The following is a 23434-nucleotide window of genomic DNA, read 5'->3' as shown; positions in this document are numbered from 1 at the left end:
CTGCCCCCTGCCCCTAATCCCCCACCTATGGCAAAAATCTTCCCAGTTCATCCGGATAATCCTCAAATTCGCCGAATAGAGGAAATAAAGTCAGCGCTCTCTAGTGGTGCTGTCATGCTTTACCCTACTGATACAGTCTATGCGATCGGTTGTGATTTGAATGCCAAGTCGGCGGTAGAACGAGTGCGGCAAATTAAGCAGCTAGCAAATGATAAACCACTGACATTTTTATGTCCCTCGCTTTCAAATGTGGCGACTTATGCCTTCGTAAGTGACACAGCCTATCGGATTATGAAGCGCCTAATTCCTGGTACATACACGTTTTTGCTACCAGCGACTAAGTTAGTACCGCGATTGGTGCAAAGTCCCAAGCGGAAAACTACAGGAATTAGAGTCCCAAACCATACTGTCTGTTTGGCTCTGCTGGAAGCTTTGGGCAATCCGATTATCTCAACTTCCGCACACGTGCCACCAGATGAAGGAAATAATGGCTTGGTTCACATAGATCCAGAGACTATTCGATCGCGGGTAGAGCTATTTGACCGTTTGGACAAATTCGTAGACATAATTGTAGATGCTGGTGATGAACCTAAGTACGAAGTGTCTACAATTTTGGATTTAACGGGAGACGAAGCAGTAATGATACGGAGGGGTTTAGGTTGGGAAGCAGCGGCAGCATGGGTATAAGGATTAAATTTCACCAGCGCACTTATTGGTTTCGGAAATTGTGATTTAAATGACTCCAGTTTAGAAATTGTCATAATTAAAGGCGATGTCTACGACGGGCTGCGCCTACGCAGTGAATATAACAGGATGGTGGCAACACTCGCTAGAGCAAGGCATTTAACAACTTTGAAGAAATGCTGCGTATCCATTTATTAGCCTCAACGTGGTGATTTGTGGAAGAACCTACACATTGCCATAGCTACAACTCTTTCGTATTTCCTACAGTTTTAAATATGAGCTTTAGATGTGAGCATTACATGGGGCAAGTCTTGATGGATGAATGCCCAAAGATTCTCCAACCAAGACTAGCCTCGATCGCTGTGTCTGCGTTGTAATTACGGTGCAATACTACTCCCTGGAAAAGTCATGAAAGCTAATGTCGCCAATCTACCAAACTCTACAGCAGTTTTTAACAACCATGTTTCTGGCGAAGAATTGCCAGCTAGCAGCAGTGACACCTTAGTTCAATTGCTGTGTGAAGAAATGCAAGGGCAAGTCAAAGCAGCGCCCAGGTGCGTACAAGCTTTAGCAAAGCGCATCGCGAAGGAAGTAGAACGCATTTGCGATAAAAGCTCCCGCATCCAAACATCTGGACAAATCCAGTCTTGGCAGATGACGTTGGCAAGACATCGGATGCAAAAGTGCTTGCGTTACTACCAACTAGGTTCAAAACAAGGACGGGTGGAATTACATAGCAATTTGGGCGCGATGGTTTACCGCCATGTAACTATATCCGGCTCTGAGTTGGGTTTTGACGCTCGTTACAGCTTAATTGAAGATTTTTTACAAGCATTTTATATTGAAGCGATTAAAGCTTTCCGCCGCGAAAACGAATTACCTGAGGATCACACGCCGCGTACTCAGCTGCAATTAGCTGAATATATGGCATTTACAGAACAGTACGCCAAACGTCGCATCAATTTACCTGGCGGTGCAAATCAGCAATTAATTATTTTGCGGGCGCAGGGTTTTGCTCGTCGTCAGCCCCAAGAAACTACTGTGGATATTGAAATGGCGGTGGAGTCTGCTAAGGGTGAAGAAGCAGAATCTTACCAACGCAATTCGGCGGTACAACAACTGCGATCGCAAATGATTGCTAAAGCCAGTTTCGATCCGTCGGAAGAATCAGAACGCGATCGCGTCATTGCTGAATTGATGAAATACTTGGAGTCCCAAGGTCAATCTGACTGTATGGACTACTTAAGTCTGAAACTGCAAGACCTTTCAGCACCGGAAATTGACCAAATTCTTGGTTTAACTAGCCGTCAACGCGATTATTTGCAACAACGGTTTAAATATCATGTAGAAAAGTTTGCCAAACAACATCATTGGCAATTGGTACATCAATGGTTGGGTGCGGGTTTAGAGCAAAAGTTGGGTTTATCTTCCCAACAATGGGAAATCTTTATCGGTCAACTCACAGAACAACAACAGCAAATTTTACAACTCAAAACTGCACGGGAAAGCGACCAAGCGATCGCCAAAGCCATCAAATGTACTCCCAAACAAGTGCAAAAGCGCTGGACTCAACTATTAGAAATAGCATGGGCTATCCGCAACGGTAATACTGAAGCGCAGACAGGTTGAACTCCAAAATAAAATTATTAAAATTTATCTAAGCTTAATTCCAATTATTAGAAATGTTGTTATGGATATGAGGGTTTTGGGGTGTAATAATGAAGGTGAATCAAATTAAGAAAACACCATGAATCCAGTATTTCCCGAACTCTCTAGTCTTTCGAGAGCGGAAAAACTTCAACTAGTAGAAGATTTATGGGATGAGATAGCTGCTACACCAGCAGCACTCCCAGTCTTAGATTGGCAAAAACAAGAGCTAGCCCGCCGTAAAGCTGAATATCTGCAAAATCCATCCATTGCCAGCAGTTGGGAAGATGTAAAAGCCAGAATCTCTCAACGACATGGCTAGAAAATTACAGCAGTTTTTATTTTAATTTAATCGCATACCTTGTGGGGGCACAGCAATGCTGTGCCCCTACCTTATGGTCTATTTAGCGGAGAACTGCTGCAAGAAAAAAAGTAATTTCTCTTACTTCATCCTTGCTGAGATTAGTAACTAATTGGCGATCAAAATAGAGGTCATTCATCAAGTAAATCTTTAGTGGGTGCGTTATGGCTTTAGTATTACGTACCACCATATAATCTTGTGCGTTGGGTGCGAATGTTTATATTTTTCGCAAGTAATCATATCATATCGGAATACCTGAATAACACACCCTACACTAATTTTTTTACTTTATAAATAAACTCTTAATGGTGAAACCTTCATACATGAGTAGCTTCTCAACTTATGCTAATTTTTATTTTTAGTGCTAACTCAACCGTATTGAGTTATATTTAAAAACTTCTGGTCAACACCATCTTATAGTACAATAGTACTGCAAGTATTTAATGGTTTTTAGGTCAAAATATGGCATCAGTAAATAAACTAGTAAAACCGTTTCTAAAGTGGGCAGGAGGGAAAAGGCAAATTGCTCCATTAATAGAAAATAATTTTCCTAAAAATTATAATTACCAAAACTACACCTACTATGAACCTTTTCTTGGCGGAGGGGCAGTCTTATTTACTTTGCAACCTAAAAAAGCTGTAATTAATGATAGTAATGCTGAATTAATCAATTGTTATCAAGTTGTTAAAGACTCAGTTGACGAATTAATTGAAAATTTAAAAATTCATGAAAATAATGAAGAGTATTATTATGCTATTAGGGATTGGGACAGGGAAGAAAGTTTTCAATATAGAACACCAGTACAACGAGCATCAAGAATTATTTTTCTTAACAAAACTTGTTATAATGGGTTATTTAGAGTAAATTCTCAAGGACAATTCAATGTGCCTTTTGGTAAATATAAAAATCCAAATATTTTAGATCTAGCTGTTTTAAAAGCTGTAAGTAAATATTTGAATGAAAACCAAATTACAATATTAAATTTAGATTTTCAAGACGTTCTAAAAAAGGCAAAAAAAGGAGACTTTGTGTATCTTGACCCTCCTTATGATCCAGTTTCAGATACTGCTTCTTTTACTGGCTATGATGTAAATGGATTTAATAAAGATGAACAAATCAGGTTAAAAGAGACATTTGATAATTTAGATAATAGAGGTTGTAAACTTTTATTAAGTAATGCTTATACAAACTTTATTAAAGACTTGTATAAGGATTATATACATATAAAAATTTCAGCCATTAGAGCTATTAATTCTAATGCAAAAAAAAGAGGTAAAGTGGACGAAATTTTAGTGAAAAACTATGAGTAAATTCTCGAATAAAAGAGGAAAATCTAAAAATGATACCGCATGGGAAAAGTTGTTTCAAAAATATGATATTTTAGAAAAGATATCTAATACAGGTTTTTTTGAAATAGGTTCATCAAGTATTAATGAATTCAGAGAAAGTAGATTAATGGCAAAGTTTGACCATCATGCTAATCTACCTGATATTTTTAAAAAGCACAAACTTTCTATATTACCTGTCTCTAGAAATAAATACATTATTGGCAAATTTAATTCTTATTTAAATGTTAAATATGATGAGAGTTTAGAAGCAATTCCTGTAGAGTTTCCAAAAGGAATAGAAAGTATAGACTATACAAATTTATATTCAGAAAGTTCGGCACTAAGTTGTGCTTTTAATATAGGTATAATAAATAATTTGATTGACGATGAAGAGACGTATTACACACTTTATGGACGAATGTCTACAGGTAAATTTAAATTTAATATAAATAGAATAGCAGATTATACTCAACATAATGTTGAAGTTAATAATGCTCAATGTGAAATAGATGCAGGTTTTGAAAGCGAGAAGCACTTTTTATTATTAGAAGCTAAATTGTACGATGTAGATGATTTTTTAATTAGACAATTATATTATCCTTATAGGCTTTGGTCTAATAAGATTCCAAATAAAGAAGTAATTCCCATTTTGATGACATATTCTAACTCAAGCAATATATTTAGCTTTTTTATCTATAAATTCGATAAAATTTTAAATTACAATTCAATAAAATTGGTAGAACAAAAAAACTATGTGATAGCTCCTGAAACAATAACACATGAAGATGTATCTGAAATTTTTAAATCTATTTACTATAGTTGCTGAACCAAATGTTCCATTTCCCCAAGCAAATAATTTTGAAAGAATTATAGATTTGCTTACACTTTTAATAGATAAAGAATTAACAAAAGAGGAAATTACAGCAAATTATCAATTCGATGAAAGACAGACTATTTATTACACTGATGCTGCTAGATATCTGGGCTTAATGGATAAGTATGTAGATCAAAATACTAGAGAAATAACATTTTGTTTAAGCGATAAAGGTAGCCATTTACTAAAAAAAAGATACAAAATAAAAATACTATCTTTAATTGAAAAGATTTTGCAGCATCAGGTTTTTTATAATACTTTTGAATCTACCCTTTCAAATGGCTTTATTCCAGATATTAATAGAATATGTAACATTATGCAATCTAGGAATTTAAATATAAATATTAAAACTATTGAAAGGCGATCAAGCACTGTTCGTAAATGGGTAGAATGGATTGTAAATATGTTATCGGAGGAATGAAAAATGGAAATATATAACCCAACTTAAAAGATAGAAAAAACAGCACCGCCACCTAAAAATGGTTCATAGTAATTTTGATAATTCTTAGGAAAATAAGGAATATATTGCTAAATCAACCTACTCTTACCCCCTGCCCACTTCAAAAATGGACGCGGGCTAGTTTCTTTGGAGATTTGAATAACCATTTACTTACAATTATACGCAAATAATTGCGGCTAAATATAGTTAATATAGCTGACGAACCATATTTTATATTAACTGGGTAATTTTCCAGCCGTATAGATTACAATTAAGTAGATAAAGCATATCAAAACAAACGTAAGTATATAGCAAGGCAGTTTAAATTCAAATGTTTGACGGATTTTGGGATAACGTCTTTCGCTACCCCCGCTACTTCATTACTGTCCTCTTAGGGGTATTTCTTAACACCTTTGGGCCATTAGTGCCACTCTTGAAACGCCCAATCACCTTAATTGCGGTTTTGGGTTTGTTTGTTAGCGGTCTAGTGTTTGTGACTCTCACCTTACGTGCAATGCTGGGCTTGAGTACAATCTAAACTGGGCGATGCAGCGGATTCTGCCCTCAAGACAGTTGTTTTTGGTGTTATTTGCCATAAACTAGGTACTATCTACCGAGCTTGCGTTTATATTATGTCGTACAACCTCTTTTCGGAGGCTAAACTTTTATGGCTACAAATCGCCGCGTTTCCCGTGTTGCTGAACTGATTAAACGGGAAGTTAGCCAAATGCTGCTCAACGGCATTAAGGATGACCGTGTGGGTACAGGAATGGTAAGTGTTACTGATGTTGATGTTTCCGGCGATCTCCAACACGCCAAAATCTACGTCAGTATTTATGGTACAGATGAAGCCAAGGCAGAGACAATGGCGGGTTTAAAGTCAGCCACGGGTTTTGTCCGTAGCGAACTTGGTGCTAGGGTACGGCTACGTCGCACACCGGAGGTTATCTTTGTCGAAGATCGCTCTATAGAACGTGGTAATAAGGTACTGGCACTATTAAACCAGCTAAATAATCAGCGATCGCCAGAAAATTCCACACCAGTGGAAGACAGCACAGATCCAGATGACGACGAGTTCTCAGAATAAGTAACTCAAATAACAATGTAACTTCAGAACAAATCGATCTCAGCAAATCCGCCAAACACTTTACAGACGCGATCGGATCGCGTCTGTTTTAATGTGAGCATAACCATAGGGCATGGGGAAAGGGGAAAAGGGAAAGATAAAATTTATTCCTTTTCCCTTTAACCTTTAACCTTTTCCCCTGCTCCTCCACACCCCCCTTCTAGAGATGTTTATCTAAAAAAAACCATGTCATATCGGCGCTGAAATTAACCAAGTAATTGCGGATTTGTTTAAGAAATTGTTAACAGTCGCTAGCTTAAAAGCCTTCATAGTGTAATTTAGCCGTTAGTTTTGCCATAGTTTATACCCTAGTTGCTGCCAAATATCGTTATCTTGTTTACCCTGAGATAAATACCAACACTGCTAGATAGAGCTTTTAGGTAATTATTTTGATCTGTGAGCGATCGCTTTGTGTATTCTTCTCACTAGCCAAATCACCCCTCAAGGCACTCATAGCAAAACTTTCAGACCTGTTGAATAAAAGTTACATAACAACAAAAGCAGGTTTGGTTAATTACTTTGACATTGTTTTGTGAAGCGTATTTTTCGGAAATGTCAGCTTTTGTTGACTTTCTTAACATTTCTTGAGATAATTTCAGGATGTGTAGCGTCAAAATGAAATTAGTTCCGTATAGCAAACTACAAAACCATAGCCACAAGTCAAATCTCTGTTATGTTTGTTCCTAATAGCTAGCGGGAACACTATCTAAGTGTTAATTTGTGAGTAAAAACCATGAGTGTGAATACGGTGCCTTCTATTAATTACTACTCTCTAGATGTCATCCAAGACGAAGCACGCCGACTGGTGCAAAAGGGAATGGTCAGCCGACAACAGCCAATATATACACTCTGCCAATACATCCCAGCGAGAGAGTGGGTTTGCGTTGAATGTGAATTAGAAAAATGTGACTTTCTGTTACGCGATCGCATTGGTGATTTAATTGGTCGTGAAGAATGGGACAACGACTAATCAATGTTTAATTTCGGATTTGAGATTGGGAGTTTATTTTTGATCTGTGGATTTCACAATCAACAATTCGACGCCTAATCTGGGATAATCTCTGGCTTTTGGTAATCATTGCCCAATCTAGAATCTTGCGTTTTTTAATACGGAAACATTAGAGTCTCAAATTATACAATTCTTCAGGTAAGTTTAGGTATCAAAACTAATAGTTCTGGTGCTACAACTTGAGCCTAGTATGTGGATTCTCTTACCGGGGCAGTTCCCAATGCTGAACTGCTCCGGTAATTTTTCAAATTGGGGTATGGGGCAGAGGGGCGGAGGGGCGGAGGGGCAGAGGAGAAAGAACTTGTTTGTACAACAACTCTCCCCTGCTCCCCTGCTCCCCTGCTCCCCTGCTCCCCTGCCTCATCCTACTTGGTCTAAATACTGATTAATATCATCAATGATGCGAGTCAATTCGGCTTCTGTAGTTATGCGGATGTTGATGGTGCGAACAGTCAGTAGGACTTTGGCTGCGAAGGGAGTCGGCCAAATATTAGGATTACAGAAAACTTCTAAAAAAATTTCGCCAGTGTAACGATATTCCAAGGGGGGCTGGGGAGTCGTTTTACTGCCGCCAGGAGTGGGTTTAGCAGCGGCAGCTTTGAGGCTTTCCATCAACCGATCTATTGCTGCCTTTAATTCTCGTGCTGCTTGGGGCGAAAAACTGAATGACACAGAACCTTCAACTAGGTTGAGTGTTAGGGGAGTTGAAGACATTAGCTTTGTATTAAACTTCTTGGTAATTACTAATGTTACCTGAATAGGTAGTCTAGGCTGGTGCATTCAGATTCAAGAAAACAGTAGTGAAAATATGTATAAGAATTTTTGCGTCCGCTTTGGCGATGTAAATCATGGTTGGTTAACTGTTAAATTAATTACGCAAGAGCAGGAATTATCATTTGCAGCGTCTTATACACCGTATGATTCACTCTCTGAACTTGTAGATGGATTAAGTTTATTTCTCCAAACAGGTGCATCAAAACTTGTAAGGTGGAATACAGAGCCAATTGAGTATGAGTTTATTTTTTCAAAATGTGATGAACAAGCACAGTTACAGGTGCTTGAGTATGCTAGTTCTCAGCAAAACGAAGGTACGGCTAAACCTGTCTTTAAATTTAGCGGATCGAGAGAATCATTGACTCTTGCATTCTGGCGTGCTTTACGCGATCTCGAAACTCGCGTAGGTTTTGAGCAGGAATGGCATCGTTCGTTTCCAAAACACGGAATGCAACTTCTTGGGCAACAAATACATAATTTGTAGTTCCGCTAACCCTGAGAAAACTTGCTCAAATTCTTATTGCTAGAATTTGCAGACACAAAAAATTAATTAATATCTATTTGCTATTAACGCTAAAGATACGCTCTTTCTTGCAAAAGTATTGCCAATACCTATCAAGTTTGTAGCGTATTTTAGTTAAAAATAATCTCAATAAATTCATATAATTTTAGAGGTTGTCGAGAGAATATTCCTTTTTGTGTAAGACTTTGATACATTTTATTTGTATTTATTGATGTTTTGAGTTTTACATTAGAAGTCATAGAACTTCATGTGATAAATAATCTATGACTGTCGATAACCGTGCCGAAGTGCGAAAGGTTTTAATTATTACCCTAATACTCAACCTGTTTGTCATGGGATTAAAAGCAATAGTTGGTTCGTGGACAGGTTCTTTGAGTTTATTAGCTGATGCTTTGCATAGTGTGACCGATAGTGCCAACAATGTTTTAGGATTAATTGCAAGTAAATTTTCTTCTCCCCAACCCGATCGCGAACATCCTTACGGACACAGCAAGTTTGAAGCAGTGGGAGCATTAGGAATTGCGGCCTTTTTAGGAATAGCCTGTTTTGAAATTCTCCAAGGAGCAATTGAGCGAATTCTCAAGGGTGGCGAACCCGTGAAAATATCGCCACCTGAGTTGTGGTTATTACTAATTGTGTTGGGTGTAAATATTTTTGTCGCGTTTTACGAACGTGGTGTGGGTAGGCGGGTAGGTAGCCCGATTCTCATCGCGGATGCTACACATACCATGAGCGATATTTGGGTGACAATTTCTGTAATTGGCGGCTTGATCGGAGTTTGGCTGGGTTATCAATGGATGGATGTGGTGTTAGCTTTTCCTGTGGCTTTGTTGGTATTTTGGAGCGGGTGGTCAGTTTTAAAAGAAAATTTACCTTGGTTGGTAGACCAAATGGCCATCGCACCAGAAGTAATTCATGCGATCGCTACTTCTGTCCCTGGTGTAATCAACTGCCATGATATCGCTTCTCGCGGTGTTCTCGGTCGTCAAGTGTTCGTTGAAATGCATTTAATTGTAGACGCCCCAGATGTACAAACTGCCCACCAAATCACCGAGGAAGTAGAAAGCCGATTAGAAGAACGGTTTCGTCCAGTGAGAATTTTAATTCACGTGGAGCCACCGGCATACAAGTCCGAGCAAATTAGCTTTGAGACGAACAGATGAGGGAGATGGGGGGAGTGTGGAGAGGCAGGGGGGCAGGGGGGGGCAGGGGAGGCAGGGGAGGCAGGGGAAGAAACAATAAATGCCTAGCAATTAATGACAAATGACAAATGACAAATGACAAATGACCAATTTTTTGTATTATTTATTATAAGAATTAACTAGGTTTGCCACAATCGCTACTAGTTCGCCTGGATCGACTGGCTTAGATACATGCATCTGAAAGCCTGCTTCTAGGGCAATGGTACGGTACTCGCGATCGCCATAGGCAGTTAAAGCGATGGCAGGAAGTTTGCCATAAATATCTGGTTGCAGCGTTCGTATTTTGCGGATGAGGGTATAACCATCTTCATTAGGCATAGCAATATCACATATCAAGATATCAGGCTGCAATTCGGGTAGTACTTTTAATGCGGCGGCGGCCGATGCAACTGCTGTGACGGATGCTCCATCTGCCTCCAATACAGTTGTAACGTAGAAGCGGCTATCCTCATCATCATCAACTACGAGGATGTTTAAGCCAGCAAGAGGGAGAGGAGGTTCCATAACATTTCCATTAACGTTGATAAAATAAAATTTAATTGCTAATGACCTACTTGTTTGACTTTCTCAGCGGTCACATCATTGGTCATTTTACTGCGATCGCGCTGATTTTTCTAGGAAATAGCTCAAGTCTTTTAGTTATTATTCAATTGATAGCTATTTTTTCTCTGGCATCATTGTTCTTGTCTAGATGAAATTTCCTAGATATGTAAATTAATTTACGTAAATAGATTTCATTTCGATCGGTTACAGTTTCATGAAAAAATCTGCTGCCAACAAATTGGGGATCGATGTCAGTTGTAGTTTTTTAGATAGATTAAATCAAAAATTTGACAACTAAATTCGAGACTATTTTGAGGCTGAGGTAGATTGCTCGGACATTAGTTATCCATTGGTACTAAAACGTGAACACTAACGATATTAGCACTCCCTTTGAAGTTGACCTTAGTAACTGCGATCGAGAGCCAATTCATATTCCTGGTTATATTCAACCTCATGGAGTTCTTTTGGCATTAAAAGAACCAGAGCTAACTATCCTCCAGTGCAGCAATAATACTTATTCTTTAATTGGCATAAACCCAGAACAATTACTAAATCAATCTTTAAGTATTTTTTTGGAATCCGAGCAAATCATTTTTTTGAAAGATTGTTTATCTCAAGATGATTTACAACTTGTGAATCCTCTAGAAATTGCCATAAAATCTGGAATTGAAAATTTACATTATGATGCGATTATTCATCGCGTAAATCAAAATTTAATTCTCGAATTAGAACCGACATTTTTAGAAAAAAATAATGGATTTTTTAAATTTTACCATTTAGTTAAACAAGCTATATCTAAATTACAGGTGGCATCAAGCGTTATAGAACTCAGCCAAATTCTTGCCCAAGAAGTAAAAAAAATAACTGGCTTTGAACGAGTGATGGTTTATCGTTTTGATGAAGATTGGAATGGCGTTGTAATTGCCGAAGAAAAGCCAGAATATCTGACATCTTATTTGGGCTTACACTATCCAGCTTCCGATATTCCCGTACAAGCTAGGCAACTCTACAGCCAAAATTGGTTGCGGCTAATACCGAATGCTGACTATCAACCAGCAGCAATTTTGCCTAAAAATAATCCTTTGACTGGGCAGCCTTTAGATTTAAGTAAGTCGGTATTGCGGAGTGTTTCGCCTTTACATATTGAATATATGCATAATATGGGCGTAACGGCATCAATGTCAATTTCGATTATCAAAAATCAAAAATTATGGGGGTTAATTGCTTGCCATCATCAATCGCCTAAATATGTTCCATATGAAATTCGTAATGCCTGTGAGTTTTTAGGACAAATTACATCTGTAGAACTGAGTGCAAAAGAGGATAGCGAAGATAGCGAATCTAAAATTCAGTTAAAATCAGTTCATAGCAAATTAGTAGAGTATATGTCGGCAGAAAATAACTTTATTGAAGGTTTAATTCAGCATCAACCGAATCTACTAAATCTTGTCAATGCTCAAGGAGCAGTGGTATATTTTGAAAAAGATTATTTTGCACTTGGCAACACTCCCGAAAAAGCAGATATTCAAAATTTAATTGAATGGATTTCTCAAAACGTTCAGGAAGAAGTTTTTTACACTGATTCGCTATCAAAAATTTATCCAGAGGCAGAAAAATTCCGGGATGTAGCTAGTGGCTTGATGGTACTTTCATTTTCCAAAGTTCAGAAAAACTATGTTTTGTGGTTTCGCCCAGAGGTAGTACGGACTGTCAATTGGGGAGGTAACCCACATAAACCCGTGGAAGTAAATGGAAGCGATAGTTTGCGTTTATCGCCGCGGAAATCCTTTGATTTATGGAAAGAAACGGTGCGTTTCAAATCTTTGAGTTGGAAAGGTTGTGAGGTGAATGCAGCGCTGGAGTTGAGGAGCGCTATTATTGGTGTGGTGTTGCGAAAAGCAGATGAATTAGCGCAGCTAAATATTGAACTAGAACGCAGTAATAACGAATTGGATGCCTTTGCCTACATTGCTTCCCATGATTTGAAAGAACCACTGCGCGGTATTCATAATTATTCTAATTTCCTAATTGAAGACTACGGCGAAATCCTCAACGAAGAAGGCAAGGAAAAGTTAAGAACTCTGATTCGTTTGACTCAGCGCATGGAAGATTTAATCGATTCGCTGCTACATTTTTCCCGCTTGGGAAGGGTGGATCTTTCTATGCAGCAGACTGATATTAATACTGTTGTAAAACGAAATTTAGATTTGTTGAGTGCCCGAATTGAGGAGATGGGGGTAGAAATTCGGATTCCTAGATCGTTACCAACAGTGTATTGCGATCGCGTCCAAGTAGGCGAAGTCTTCAATAATCTGATTGCCAACGCCATTAAATACAACGACAAACCCGAAAAATCTATTGAAATTGGCTACATCGAAGCCGCTTCACCCGCACCAGTGACATTCTACGTCCGAGATAACGGCATTGGCATTCGAGAAAAACACTTTGAGGCAATTTTCCGCATCTTCAAACGGCTACACGGGCCAAGCAAATATGGTGGTGGTACAGGGGCGGGATTGACCATCACAAAAAAAATTGTGGAGCGACATGGCGGTAAAATCTGGGTGGAGTCAGCCTACGGCGAAGGTAGTACATTTTATTTCACGTTACAACCAGGAGACTGAATTCATGATTGGCAAAACCGTCCAACCTTTGCTGGTGATTGAAGACAGCGATGAAGACTTTGAAGCGCTATGTCGAATTATGCGCCGACAAGCTGTGATTAATCCGATCTTTCGCTGCACTGATGGCGATGAGGCCTTGGATTTTCTCTACCACACAGGCGCTTACACTGATTCTCAGAAGTTTCCTTGTCCGTCAATTATTTTGCTCGACCTGAATTTACCAGGAACCGATGGGCGAGAAGTTCTAGAGCAAATCAAGCAGGATCGAGACCTCAAAAATATTCCAGTGGTTGTGTTTACCACCTCTTCCAACCCCAAAGATATTGAAGTATGCTATCGATATTGCATTGCTAGTTATATTTTAAAACCAATCGACATCAACAGATTGGTACAAACTATTCAAAGTTTCATAACTTATTGGTTAGATATCGTCATTCTCCCCGATACCGTTAGCAAGTAGTCATGGTGCAACCGCTAACTGTTCTAATCATCGATGATTCTCCTGAAGACCGACAGGTTTATCGTCGCTATCTCTTGCAAGACCAAGAACACAGCTACACAATTCTCGAAGCAGAATTGGGAGAAGAAGCCTTGGCATTATACCAACAGTTCCAGCCTGAGGGCATCTTACTAGACTTTATGCTGCCAGATATGGATGGACTGGAATTTCTGGCAGAATTACAGCAGCAGTCAAAGGCAACTATGCCAGCTGTAATTATGTTAACAGGATATGGCAACGAGTCTGTAGCTGTCCAGGCGATGAAAAGCGGTGTCCAGGATTATCTCATCAAGGGACAGACAACAGCAGAACGTTTGCGTTCTACTATCTACTCAGCAATTAAAAACACTCAGTTACGCCAGCAACTACAATGCAGCGAAGAACGTTTTCGCACGTCAGTGGAAAATATGCTCGACTGTTTTGGCATTTGCTCGGCCATTCGTAACGATACGGGTGAAATACTTGATTTCTGTGTCGATTATGTAAATGCCGCAGCTTGTGAATTTACCCAAATAGATAAGGAGGAACAGCTAGGCAAAGGACTGTGCGAAGTTCTGCCGTATTTTCGAGCAAGTGACTTGTTTGATGACTGTTGTCAAGTTGTAGAAACGGGTAATCCTTTGGCGAAAGAATCGCTCATCTACACTTCAAATTTCCATCGCAACCAGCTGCTAACCAAAACCATCGATATTCGCATCACCAAAATGGGAGATGGATTTGTTGCTTCCTGGCGGGATGTCACTGATAAATACCAAGCACAACAACGATTGCGCTCAAGTCAGCAGTTCATCGAACGCATTGCCGAAACTACTCCCGGAATCTTGTATGTTTACGACTTAGTGAAACAGCAGAGTGTCTATGTTAATAGCCAGGTTAGTAAATTGCTTGGGTATACCCCAGAGCAAATTCAACAAATGGGAACGCAGTTCTTACCCACGCTGATGCATCCTGAGGATTTAGCTCGATTTGCTAGTGTATTCCAAGAACTTGGCTCAACCGAAGATAATAACATCGTAGAAAATGAATATCGGATGCGACACGCCAATGGAGAATGGCGCTGGTTTTGTAGTAGAGATACGATATTCACTACAAATGCTGACGGTTCCCCGCACCAAATCATCGGTACAACCTTTGACATCACAGAACGCAAGCAAACCGAGGAACAGTTACGTTTGAGCAACGAACGTTTCCAACTAGCAGCTGCGGCGGTTAATTGCCTAATTTATGACTGGGATGTGGAAAACGACAGAATTGAGAGAACTGAAGGACTAACTAAAATTTTGGGTTACTCCTTAAAGGAAGTACCAACAACCCATCAATGGTGGAAAGAGCAAATTCATCCAGAAGATAGAGAGCGTTTAATGGCTCAGTTCCACAGTATCATCTCTACCAATCAAAATCACTACAGCGTTGAATATCGGGCACGACACAAAGATCGGGAATATCGATATGTGCTCGATCGCGGGGTGATTACACGAGATGCTAACGGCCGAGTAATTAGGGCAGTGGGTAGTACGACAGATATTAGCGATGCCTATCAGCAAGCTACGCAACGCAAACGTGCCGAAGTCGCTTTGCAAGAAAGTGAAGCTAAGTTCCGTCGCATTGTCGAATCTAATATAGTTGGTATTTATTTCGGTGACTTCAACGGTGTAGTTTATGAAGCAAATGACGCTTTCTTAGAAACCTTCGGTTACACCCGCGAAGATTTGGCAGCCGGAATCATCAACTGGGGTTCCATGACACCTCCAGAATATCAAACCCTCGATCTCCAAAAAATTCAAGAACTGCAAGTCTCTGGCGTTTGCACTCCTTTTGAGAAGGAATATCTTCACAAAAATGGTACTCCAATTCCAGTTTTACTAGGAATTGCCCGGATAGAAAGCACAAAGGACAACGGTTATAGCGTCTGTTTCGTTCTCGACCTCACCCAACGCAAACGCACTGAAATAGCACTGCGCCAAAGTGAAGAAAGCTACCGCTACTTATCCAATGCCATGCCACAGCTCGTCTGGATTTGCAACCATCGGGGCGAATGCGAACATGTCAACGATCGCTGGTATGAATTTACTGGGCAACGAGTCGAAGATGCGATGGGGTTTGGCTGGAAAAAAGTTATCCATCCAGACGACATCGATGCAGCTATGGAAGCATGGACTCAAGCCTTGCAAACAGGCGAACTTTACCAACAGGAAATCCGCTATCAAAAACGCGATGGTAGCTGTTCCTGGCATTTAGTAAGAGGTGTGCCCATCAAAAACGAACAAGGAAGTATCATCAAGTGGTTTGGCACGAGTACGGATATTGACGATCGCAAACACTTAGAAGCCGAACGCAACCAACTTTTGCAACTAGAGCAAGCCGCCCGCGCCCAAGCTGAAGCTGCTAACCGCGCTAAAGATGAGTTTGTCGCAATCGTTTCCCATGACCTGCGCTCTCCACTTCATGCCATTCTCGGCTGGGTACAACTCCTGCGGACTCGCAAATTCGATGAAGCCAACCTCGTTAAAGCTCTGGAAACCATCGAACGCAATGCCAGATCTCAAGAAAAACTCCTCGAAGATTTGCTCAATATCTCTCGCATCCTCCAAGGTAAGCTACAACTTGAGGTCAGCCAAGTTAATCTGGGAGTAATCGTCGGTGCAGCAATTGAAACTGCTTATCCATCCGCAAATGCCAAAAATATTCGCTTAGAATCCATAATTGACAGGTCAATTCCGACAATTTCCGGCGATATCAATCGTTTGCTGCAAATTCTCGCCAATTTACTCGCCAACGCCATTAAATTCACCCCCTCAGGCGGACAAGTAGAAATTAGTTTGTTTCGCAATGACTCTCATGCCGAAATCACAGTCAGGGATACAGGTATCGGCATCAGCCCAGAGTTTCTGCCCTACGTTTTTGAACGCTATCATCAAGGACATTCCACTCACAAACAAGGTGGCTTGGGATTGGGTTTGGCGATCGCCCGTCATCTCGTAGAATTACATGGCGGCTCTATTCAAGTTTCTAGTCCTGGCATTGGACAAGGAGCTACCTTTTCCATTAAGCTTCCGTTATAAAAATTAAAAATTAATACCTTTAAATCCCTAAAAATCAAATAAATCCCTAAAAATCAAAATAGTTATAGCGGTAGCCAATAGTAACCAAGAAAATCAGATTATCAAAAAAGCTTGTAATTAGTCAACTCCCCAAACAAAGTAAATTCGTTATTTTATTGATAAATATTCGCACAAAATCAATATAACTTAATCAGTTTAATAATTTTTATGAACTTTTGGGAGTAGAATTCAGAGGCTAAGACCGAGTTGTATGTAGAGTCTTGATAAAACCCAGAAATTATAAATTTTTCAATAAATATCTCGTGTAAAAAAATTATATATATTTAGACAATTTCATCAAATTAAAATATTTAGCATCTTCAATAGCTTTTATCATCTTTCCTTAAAAAAATACAAAGTTTTACTTTGCTTTAGCTTCAAATAAATCAGCCAATATATGACGAAAAATACTTAAAAGACCTAAAATATGGTCTCAAAAAACAATTATTTATCTGTCTAGTAATCTCACTCTGTTATCCAGTAAATTTTACCAGCGATAATGATTTGGATGTTCAATTCCGTTGCCTGCAATCTTGTAGCGCTAGTATGTATTTGCCAAAATTCAAGGTTGATTAATGAGGCTTTTATTAATTAAATCTATTTTGGCAAATGCTTGTCAAGTGAGATTAGTTAAATATATAGCTAGCTTGAAAGCAGTCATCAGAATGAATTAAAAAACTAGTAATTACAACTTTAAATATTTTGACAATTTCCGTAAAATCTTTCCAAAAAATGATCGAAAAACTAGACCTAAATTTAATTCATAAATTAGTAGAAAATCAAGTTAAAATTTCTCCTCAAGCTATTGCTGTTATTTATCAAAATCAGCAACTAACCTATGAAGAACTTAACCAAAAAGCCAACCAAGTAGCACATTACTTGCAGAAACTAGGAGTTAAACCAGAAGTTTTAGTTGGGGTGTGTGTAGAGCGATCGCTAGATATGGCCATCGCCCTACTAGGCATTCTGAAAGCCGGTGGCGGCTATGTTCCCCTTGACCCTATTTATCCCAAAGAGCGTTTAGGTTTCATTGTCGAAAATACTCAAATTTCCATCTTATTAACCCAACAGCATTTACTAAAATCAATTCCTCAACACATAGCTCATACTATCTGTATAGATAGCGATCGTCAAAAAATAGCCCAACAATCTGTAGATAACCCAATTTCTGAAGTCCAACCGGACAATCTTGCTTATGCGATCTACACATCTGGTTCTACAGGCACACCTAAAGGCGTAATACTCGAACATCGCAATACAGTTGCCTTAATTGAGTGGGCAAGAAAATTTTTTACTCCCGAACAATTAACAGGAGTACTATGTTCGACATCATTATGTTTCGATCTATCGGTTTTTGAATTATTTGTCACTCTCAGTTGTGGTGGCAAAGTAATTCTGGCTCAAGATGCTTTAGAGTTACCAAATTTGCCAGCCGCATCGCAAGTAACTTTAATTAACACCGTGCCTTCAGCGATTTCTGCATTACTGCGAATCAACGGTATTCCCGCATCGGTGAACGTTATTAACTTAGCAGGCGAACCGTTACAAAATACTTTAGTCCAGCAACTTTATCAACTAGAACACATTCAACAAGTTTTCAATCTTTACGGCCCCACAGAAGATACTACTTATTCTACTGTTGCCTTAATTAAGAAAGGAGCGAAAGAAATTCCATCAATTGGTCGTCCAATTGCCAACACCCAAATCTACTTACTTGACTCTCGACTGAATCCTGTACCTGATGGGTCTGAAGGAGAAATTTATATTAGTGGAGCAGGTTTAGCCCGTGGCTATCTCAACTCTCCAGAATTAACAAATGAAAAATTTATTGTTAATACTTTTAGCGATCGCCCAGGGTCGCGACTTTATAAAACAGGAGACCTTGCAGTTTATTTACCTAATGGAAACCTCAAGTTTTTAGGCCGCATCGATCGCCAAGTCAAAATTCGTGGTTTTCGGATTGAACTGTTAGAAATTGAGGCGCGTTTGAGCGAACACCCAGCAATCCGCGAGGTAGCTGTTGTTGTCCGCGAAGATGTGCCAGATAACAAGCGCTTAGTCGCTTATGTGGTGCCAAATTCTGCTAGCGATCGCCTACGAAAAATCACTCCCAAAACTCTGCGTAGTTTTCTGCATCAGAAGTTACCCCAGTACATGATACCTTCAGCATTTGTTTTGCTCGATGAGTTGCCCATGACTACCAACGGCAAGATCGATCGCCGTGCCCTACCCATCCCTAAATACTTCCAGACACAGCAAAAAAATTACATCCCACCTCGTACTCCATTAGAAAAACAACTAACTGAAATTTGGAGTCAGCTGCTAGGAATAGAGCCAGTTGGTATTTATGACAATTTTGATGAATTGGGAGGACACTCGTTACAAACTATTCAACTGATTGCCGAATTGCAGGAAGTATTTCAATTAAATATCACCTTAGAAAATTTCTTACAGACGCCAACTGTTGCAGGTATCGCCCAAACTATTGAAACTCTCCGTCAAAATCAAAGTCTGACTCTGCCTAGTAAGTTTCTCAACACAAAAATATTACTAGACTCCTCCATTCACCCACAAAACACTTTAGCCGAACCCGTACTAGATATTTTCTTAACAGGTGCTACGGGATTTTTAGGCACTTTTTTGCTTGCCGAATTGCTGCAACAAAGTCGAAGTGATATTTATTGTTTAGTTCGTGCTAGCAGCATCGAACAAGCCAGAGTCAGAATCATCAGCCGACTCAAGCATTATCAACTTTGGCAAGAAGACTTGAGCGATCGCATCATCCCGATTTTAGGAGACTTAAGCAAACCACTTTTAGGCATAGAAACACGACAATTTTCTCGGCTGGCAGAAAAGATAGACGTTATTTATCACTGCGGCGCATCTGTGAATCTAGTCTATCCCTATTCAGCATTAGAAAGTATTAATGTCTTAGGTACCCAGGAAGTTTTACGCCTAGCCAGCCAGAGCAAAATTAAGCCAGTACATTTCATTTCTACCGTAGATGTTTTGACATCAAGCAATGGTGGAATTGTAAGAGTTACAGAAGAAAATTGCGATCGCATTGCTTGTGGTAGAGGATTGCATAGCGGTTATGCCCAAAGTAAATATATGGCTGAGCAATTAGTCAAAATGGCACGCGATCGAGGTTTGCCAGTTGCCATCTATCGACCAAGCAACATCATGGGACATAGTAAAACAGGCATTTCCCCAACCACAAGTTTCTTAGCAAGAGCCATCAATGGCTGCATTCAAATGGGTATTGCCCCAGAGGTAGAGGCGCTATTAAATCTAGTGCCAGTGGATTATGTGAGTCAGGCGATCGTTCATCTCTCACGCCAGCCGAAAATATGCGGGCAAGTTTATCACATTGTAAATCCCGAACCCATTGAGTGGAAACAATTAGTGAACTGGATGGAATGTATAGGCTATCCGCTCCAGCAGGTTTCTTATGAAGCTTGGTATGACAGATTATTTCAAGCAAAATACAATTCCGAAAATCCACTAGCCCCTTTAGTAAGCATTTTAACGTATAATCTCATTCAAAAATTACTAGGAGCATTTGAGTTTCAGCCAGACAACACCCTCAACGAATTAAATCGTCATTCTATCTTCTGTTCTCCAGTAAATAGCGAATTACTACAAACTTACTTCTCATATTTCACCGAAAGTGGTTACTTAAAACCTCCTGTTTCAAGCAGTGAATGGAGAAATTTAGTTTTTTCTGGAAATTCCATAAATCTAGATATGCAGGGAGACTCCAAACACAGCGCAGCCAAAATTGCCAATATGCACGCCATTTAAAGGATGCGAAAATGAGCAGAAAGTGGATGAGTAGTTTAGAGCTTCAAGGAAATAGTACTGCTCAAGTTAAGCACACAGCTTCGGTAACGCAAAAAACGCTAATTAAAACCGCAGTTAGCATTGGAGCAGTTATCGTAGCATCTACTGGTATTGCTTATTTTCAGCTAATTTCCAGAATCACGGCTGAATCTTTAGCTGCGGTTGAAAAATATGTCCAGCTGCGGGCACAACGAGAAAATAAAATTTTTCTTCTCGCCCAAGAAAATCATGCACTCCTCAAGCAGGCTCTCTTAGAAAGGCTCGAAGCACAAAGTAATCTAGATCCCAAGGTTGAATTTGACCGATTGTTTGTCAAAATGGCAGACGGTACTACCCGCAACCGTCCGCGTAAATTTAATCTTCAAAAATCTCCAGGGGTGTTTCTTGGCAAGAACGTCAATATAAATTCTGATATCCGGCGACGCGTCATTGCCTATTTCACCGAACTGAGCGCTTACGGCCCTGCATGGCGCAACCGCTTTGTCAATACATACATGCAAATTCCAGAAAATGGAATTGCCATCTACATGCCCAGTTATCCTTGGGTAGAGAATGCACCCCAGGATGAATCTTTTCGAGTCACAGATGATGAGTCTTTTTACATTACCGACAAAGTTCATAATCCAAAACGCGAAACTGTTTGGACAGGAATTTATTACGACCGAGTAGCCAAGGCTTGGATGACTTCCTGCGTCACACCTGTGGATGTGGACGGTAGACACGTTGCCACAATTGGACACGATATGTTGATTGGTGAATTGCAGCATCGCACGCTTAACGACGCATTAGAAGGTACTTACAACATGCTTTTTCGGGAAGATGGGCGTTTGCTAGCTCATCCCGCTCTCATGGAACAAATTCAAGGCCAAAAAGGCAAATTCGAGATCTCAAATTCTGGAAATTCGCATTTACGCAACATTTTTGAATTAGTTACCCGAAAACATCCGTATCAGGTTATTGTTGATAACCCAGAGAATGATGAATATTTAGCAGTCACCAAACTTAAAGGGCCAAATTGGTATCTGGTGACTGTTTTTCCGAAGTCATTTTTGCAAAAAAAAGCATTTGCAACTGTACAATTCATCATATTTTTGGGTTTGACATCATTGTTAATTGAAATTGTGGTGGTGTTTTTGATTTTACGCCGCCAAATTTCTTCTCCTTTAACTAAGCTAATGGCAGCAACTGAAAGTATTGCTGCTGGTAACTGGAATATTGAACTAGATGTCACAAGACAAGATGAATTAGGCCGTCTTGCATATTTATTTCACAAAATGGCTGGAGAGTTGCAAGAGTCTTTCACCACTCTAGAAAAAAACAACGAAGAGCTAGAACTGCGAGTAGCTAAACGCACAGCCGAACTGCAAGCAGCCAAAGAAGCAGCTGATGGTGCTAGTAAAGCCAAAAGCGAATTTCTCGCCAATATGAGCCACGAACTACGCACACCTCTCAATGGTATTTTAGGTTATGCCCAAATTCTTCAAGGTTCAAAAAATCTCACTGAAAAACAGCAAAAAGGTATAAGTATTATTAGCCAATGTGGCTCGCATTTATTAACTTTAATTAATGATATTCTTGATATTTCCAAAATCGAAGCTCAAAAGATAGAGCTCTATCCTAATAATTTTCATTTTTCTTCTTTCTTGCAAGGAATTGCAGAAATTTTTCGGATGAAAGCCGAACAGAAAAGTATTGATTTTATCTATGAAGCTGACGAGCATTTGCCTATAGGTATCCAAGCTGATGAAAAAAGGTTACGGCAGGTTTTAATTAACTTATTGGGTAATGCTATCAAATTTACCGATCGCGGTTTCGTTAAATTTATAGTTAAACAACAAAAGCTAAATATCAACGAACATCAAGAAACATCAATCTATCGAATTCGTTTTCAAGTTGAAGATACTGGTGTAGGTATGTCCAATGAAGAATTAAAAAAAATATTTTTACCTTTTGAGCAGGTTGGCGATATTCAAAAACAATCGCAAGGAACGGGATTAGGATTAACTATCAGTCAAAAAATTATTGGCATCATGGGTGCGACTTTGGAAGTGCAAAGCCAATTAGATAGAGGTAGTATTTTTGCCTTTGATGTAGAGGTTCCCGCAGCAAGAGAGTGGACAGAAAAATCTAAAGTTTTTTCCCAAGGAACTATCATTGGTTTCCAGGGTGAAAAACGCAAAATATTAATAGCCGATGACCGTTGGGAAAATCGTTCGGTGGTCGCTAATTTGCTGGAACCTCTGGGATTTGAAGTTATAGAATGCGGTGATGGTCAAGAAGCTTTACTCAAGGCAGCCGATTTGAAACCCGATTTAATTATCACCGACATTTCAATGCCTGTGATGGATGGTTTTGAATTGATAAATCGTTTGCGAAATCATCCAGATTTAAAATATGTGAAAATCATTGTTTCATCAGCAAATGTATATAAAACAGATATCCAAAGCAGTTTGGATGCAGGTGGTGATGACTTCGTTAGCAAACCAGTACAAGCTATTGATTTGCTAGAAAAGCTGCAAAAATCTCTAAATTTACAATGGATTTTCCATCAAAACTCTGAAAGCCAAAATGCAGATTTATGTACTTTAGAAATTGGGCAACAAAAACCAAATTTTTTGTCTGGGGATCGACAACTAAAATCTCCATCGCCAGACGTTTTGTCTAAGTTATATCAACTTGCTTTAAAAGGGAGGATTAAAGCTTTACAACGAGAATTAAAAGAACTAACAAAAGAAGATGAGGAATTAAATCAATTCGCTCAAAAAATTTCCCAGTTAGCTCAAAAATTTCAAATCGAAAAAATTCAAGATTTTCTTCAAGAGCTTCTCAAAACAAACTAAATTTAAAATATTTGCT

19 protein-coding genes and 1 pseudogene are annotated in these 23434 nt (G+C 39.3%); 17 read left to right on the top strand and 3 right to left on the bottom strand.

Going from position 1 to position 23434, the window contains the following annotated elements; translation table 11 throughout:
• The first annotated feature begins 27 nt into the window (after positions 1-27).
• The 6 genes from NSTC745_RS34770 to NSTC745_RS34745 all read left to right on the top strand — a co-directional run bounded on the left by NSTC745_RS34770 (position 28) and on the right by NSTC745_RS34745 (position 5316).
• The gene (locus NSTC745_RS34770; protein ID WP_445635098.1) at positions 28-687 is read left to right on the top strand and encodes an L-threonylcarbamoyladenylate synthase; all 660 of its coding nucleotides are present in this window, start codon (positions 28-30) and stop codon (positions 685-687) included.
• Positions 688-1092: 405 nt separating this feature from the next.
• The gene (locus NSTC745_RS34765; RefSeq protein ID WP_096537440.1) at positions 1093-2313 is read left to right on the top strand and encodes a HetZ-related protein; all 1221 of its coding nucleotides are present in this window, start codon (positions 1093-1095) and stop codon (positions 2311-2313) included.
• Between the two features lie 118 nt (positions 2314-2431).
• On the top strand, positions 2432-2653 hold the full coding sequence (locus NSTC745_RS34760) for an addiction module protein (protein WP_445635097.1): 222 nt from the start codon (positions 2432-2434) through the stop codon (positions 2651-2653).
• Between the two features lie 501 nt (positions 2654-3154).
• The gene (locus NSTC745_RS34755; RefSeq protein WP_445635096.1) at positions 3155-4003 is read left to right on the top strand and encodes a DNA adenine methylase; all 849 of its coding nucleotides are present in this window, start codon (positions 3155-3157) and stop codon (positions 4001-4003) included.
• Entirely contained in the window at positions 3996-4847 is an 852-nt protein-coding gene (locus NSTC745_RS34750; RefSeq protein WP_445635095.1) for a type II restriction enzyme, read from the top strand. Before NSTC745_RS34755 ends, NSTC745_RS34750 begins: the two co-directional genes overlap by 8 nt.
• Positions 4801-5316 carry a DUF7226 domain-containing protein gene (locus NSTC745_RS34745; protein WP_445635094.1) on the top strand — a complete coding sequence of 172 codons (516 nt, stop codon included), beginning with the start codon at positions 4801-4803 and terminating at the stop codon, positions 5314-5316. The genes NSTC745_RS34750 and NSTC745_RS34745 overlap by 47 nt, the downstream gene beginning before the upstream one ends.
• A 35-nt stretch (positions 5317-5351) precedes the next feature.
• Here the strand turns inward: NSTC745_RS34745 and NSTC745_RS34740 are convergent.
• Positions 5352-5501: pseudogene (locus tag NSTC745_RS34740) on the bottom strand (DNA adenine methylase); the annotation flags it as partial.
• Between the two features lie 164 nt (positions 5502-5665).
• On the opposite strand from NSTC745_RS34740, the gene NSTC745_RS34735 reads away from it, so the two are divergent.
• The 3 genes from NSTC745_RS34735 (at position 5666) to NSTC745_RS34725 (ending at position 7430) form a co-directional block, all read left to right on the top strand.
• Positions 5666-5872 carry a DUF751 family protein gene (locus tag NSTC745_RS34735; RefSeq protein ID WP_096537445.1) on the top strand — a complete coding sequence of 69 codons (207 nt, stop codon included), beginning with the start codon at positions 5666-5668 and terminating at the stop codon, positions 5870-5872.
• Positions 5873-6001: 129 nt separating this feature from the next.
• On the top strand, positions 6002-6421 hold the full coding sequence (gene rbfA / locus NSTC745_RS34730) for a 30S ribosome-binding factor RbfA (RefSeq protein WP_445635093.1): 420 nt from the start codon (positions 6002-6004) through the stop codon (positions 6419-6421).
• Between the two features lie 772 nt (positions 6422-7193).
• Positions 7194-7430, top strand: a complete 237-nt coding sequence (locus NSTC745_RS34725; RefSeq protein ID WP_096537447.1) for a DUF4327 family protein — start codon at positions 7194-7196, stop codon at positions 7428-7430.
• Positions 7431-7829: 399 nt separating this feature from the next.
• Here the strand turns inward: NSTC745_RS34725 and NSTC745_RS34720 are convergent, their stop codons facing one another.
• Positions 7830-8183 (bottom strand): hypothetical protein, encoded by a 354-nt coding sequence (locus tag NSTC745_RS34720; RefSeq protein ID WP_445638754.1) that lies wholly within the window; start codon positions 8181-8183, stop codon positions 7830-7832.
• Between the two features lie 94 nt (positions 8184-8277).
• On the opposite strand from NSTC745_RS34720, the gene NSTC745_RS34715 reads away from it, so the two are divergent.
• Together NSTC745_RS34715 and NSTC745_RS34710 are read left to right on the top strand one after the other, a co-directional pair.
• Complete coding sequence (locus tag NSTC745_RS34715) at positions 8278-8727, top strand: hypothetical protein (protein ID WP_445635092.1); 450 nt, start codon at positions 8278-8280, stop codon at positions 8725-8727.
• Between the two features lie 302 nt (positions 8728-9029).
• Positions 9030-9929 (top strand): cation diffusion facilitator family transporter, encoded by a 900-nt coding sequence (locus tag NSTC745_RS34710; protein ID WP_445635091.1) that lies wholly within the window; start codon positions 9030-9032, stop codon positions 9927-9929.
• Between the two features lie 138 nt (positions 9930-10067).
• Here the strand turns inward: NSTC745_RS34710 and NSTC745_RS34705 are convergent, their stop codons facing one another.
• The gene (locus tag NSTC745_RS34705; RefSeq protein ID WP_445635090.1) at positions 10068-10472 is read right to left on the bottom strand and encodes a response regulator; all 405 of its coding nucleotides are present in this window, start codon (positions 10470-10472) and stop codon (positions 10068-10070) included.
• Positions 10473-10513: 41 nt separating this feature from the next.
• Here NSTC745_RS34705 and NSTC745_RS34700 point away from each other — a divergent pair, with 41 nt between their 5' ends.
• The 6 genes from NSTC745_RS34700 to NSTC745_RS34675 all read left to right on the top strand — a co-directional run bounded on the left by NSTC745_RS34700 (position 10514) and on the right by NSTC745_RS34675 (position 23418).
• Positions 10514-10663, top strand: a complete 150-nt coding sequence (locus tag NSTC745_RS34700) for a hypothetical protein (protein WP_445635089.1) — start codon at positions 10514-10516, stop codon at positions 10661-10663.
• Between the two features lie 210 nt (positions 10664-10873).
• Positions 10874-13135, top strand: a complete 2262-nt coding sequence (locus tag NSTC745_RS34695) for an ATP-binding protein (protein ID WP_445635088.1) — start codon at positions 10874-10876, stop codon at positions 13133-13135.
• 4 nt (positions 13136-13139) lie between these two features.
• Positions 13140-13595 carry a response regulator gene (locus tag NSTC745_RS34690; RefSeq protein WP_445635087.1) on the top strand — a complete coding sequence of 152 codons (456 nt, stop codon included), beginning with the start codon at positions 13140-13142 and terminating at the stop codon, positions 13593-13595.
• A 2-nt stretch (positions 13596-13597) separates the two neighbouring features.
• Positions 13598-16696: a PAS domain-containing protein gene (locus NSTC745_RS34685; RefSeq protein WP_445635086.1), complete on the top strand. Its 3099-nt coding sequence runs from the start codon at positions 13598-13600 to the stop codon at positions 16694-16696.
• Positions 16697-17467: 771 nt separating this feature from the next.
• Positions 17468-20539, top strand: coding sequence for a non-ribosomal peptide synthetase family protein (locus NSTC745_RS34680; RefSeq protein WP_445635085.1), 3072 nt, complete (start codon positions 17468-17470; stop codon positions 20537-20539).
• Between the two features lie 11 nt (positions 20540-20550).
• A complete protein-coding gene (locus tag NSTC745_RS34675) occupies positions 20551-23418 on the top strand; it encodes a response regulator (protein ID WP_445635084.1) in 2868 nt (955 codons plus the stop codon).
• Positions 23419-23434 lie beyond the last annotated feature (16 nt).

This window comes from Nostoc sp. DSM 114161, from assembly GCF_052692665.1.
The sequence above is the reverse complement of the archived record's forward strand: the minus strand, read 5'-3'. Positions and strand labels throughout refer to the sequence as shown.